The organism is Kitasatospora sp. NPDC008050 (assembly GCF_042957465.1).
Classification (GTDB): Bacteria; Actinomycetota; Actinomycetes; order Streptomycetales; family Streptomycetaceae; genus Kitasatospora.
The window spans coordinates 1-1,449 of sequence record NZ_JBIBIJ010000072.1 but is presented as its reverse complement, the minus strand read 5'-3'; the positions used below and the strand labels follow the sequence as shown (position 1 = coordinate 1,449).

Below are 1,449 nucleotides of genomic sequence, written 5' to 3'. Positions count from 1 at the left end.
TCAGCCGGTCCTACGTTGTTGGTGTGGCAGAGGGGCCAGTCGTATGGTCCTGAGGCCCAGGGACACCGGGTATGGCTTTCAGCCGGTTGCACGCGATGGTTCAGCTGACCTGGCCGCCCGGTGTCTCACGACGACTCGACCGCTGATTAGGAGTCGCGAGCCCCTCGGGTGCATCGCTGAGTAGGACCACGCTGGCGAGGTCGTCCGGAGCGCAACCCACATCGAACAACCGGAGGACAGGTGGCCCGGATCTGGGCGGGAACGGACATCGGCAAGACCCACCACCACTGCGTGGTGCTGGATGCCGAGGGCAGGCGGCTCCTGTCGCGGAAAGTGCTGAACGACGAGCCGGAACTGCTGGCCCTGCTCGCCGACGTGCTGGCCCTGGACGATGACGTGGCCTGGGCTGTCGACGTCGCCGACGGCATGGCCGCCCTGTGGATCAACATCCTGCTCAATCACGGCCAGGAGCTGGTCTACATGCCCGGCCTGGCGGTCAACCGGGCGGCCGCCGGTTACCGGGGCACCGGCAAGACCGACGCAAAGGATGCCACCGTCATCGCCGATCAGGCCCGTATGCGTCGGGACCTGGCCGTCCTGCGACCCGACGGCGAGCAGGCCGTCGAGCTGCGGATCCTCACCGGCCGCCGGGCCGACCTGAACGCCGACCGGACCCGCAGGATCAACCGCCTACGCGGTCAACTCACCAGCATCTTCCCGGCATTGGAGCGGGTCTTGGATCCCGGCAACGTCGGCCCGCTGGTCCTGCTGGCCGGCTACCAGACGCCGGCCGCACTGCGAAGGACGGGACGCGCCAGGCTGACCACCTGGCTTCGAAACCGCAAGGTTCGAGGAGCCGAAGCCCTCGCCGCGGCAGCTGTCGAGGCCGCCGAGCGCCAGTACACCACCCTGCCCGGGGAGAAGATCGCCGCCCAGGTGATCCACGCCCTCGCCAAGGAGGTGATGAGCCTCAACGAGCAGATCACCGAGATCGACAAGCTCATTGCGGCCCGGTTTCGCGAGCACGAGCTCGCCGAAGTGATCACCAGCATGCCCGGTATCGGACCACTCCTGGGAGCGGAGTTCGTGGCCGCCACTGCCGGCGACATGAGTCGCTTCGGCACCCCGGATCGCCTTGCCAGCCTGGCCGGAGTCGCGCCTGTGCCCCGCGACTCCGGCCAGGTCAGCGGCAACCTGCACCGCCCCCGGCGCTACCACCGTGGCCTCCAGCGCGTCTTCTACACCTCCGCTCTGATCAGCATCCGCAGCTGCGAGGAATCCCGCCGCTTCTACGAGCGCAAACGTGCCGAGGGCAAGCGACACACCCAGGCGGTCCTCGCCCTGGCCCGTCGGCGGGTCAACGTTCTATGGGCCCTGATCCGTGACGGGAAGAGCTACGAGCCTGCACTCCCCGTCACATCAGCGGCTTGACAACATCATTAGGAGGTC

At 67.8% G+C, this 1,449-nt stretch carries 1 protein-coding gene; it reads left to right on the top strand.

Annotated features, from left to right (window positions below; all coding sequences use genetic code 11):
- Positions 1 to 240 precede the first annotated feature (240 nt).
- On the top strand, positions 241 to 1,431 hold the full coding sequence (locus tag ACFZB9_RS36900) for an IS110 family transposase (RefSeq protein WP_391454545.1): 1,191 nt from the start codon (positions 241 to 243) through the stop codon (positions 1,429 to 1,431).
- Positions 1,432 to 1,449 lie beyond the last annotated feature (18 nt).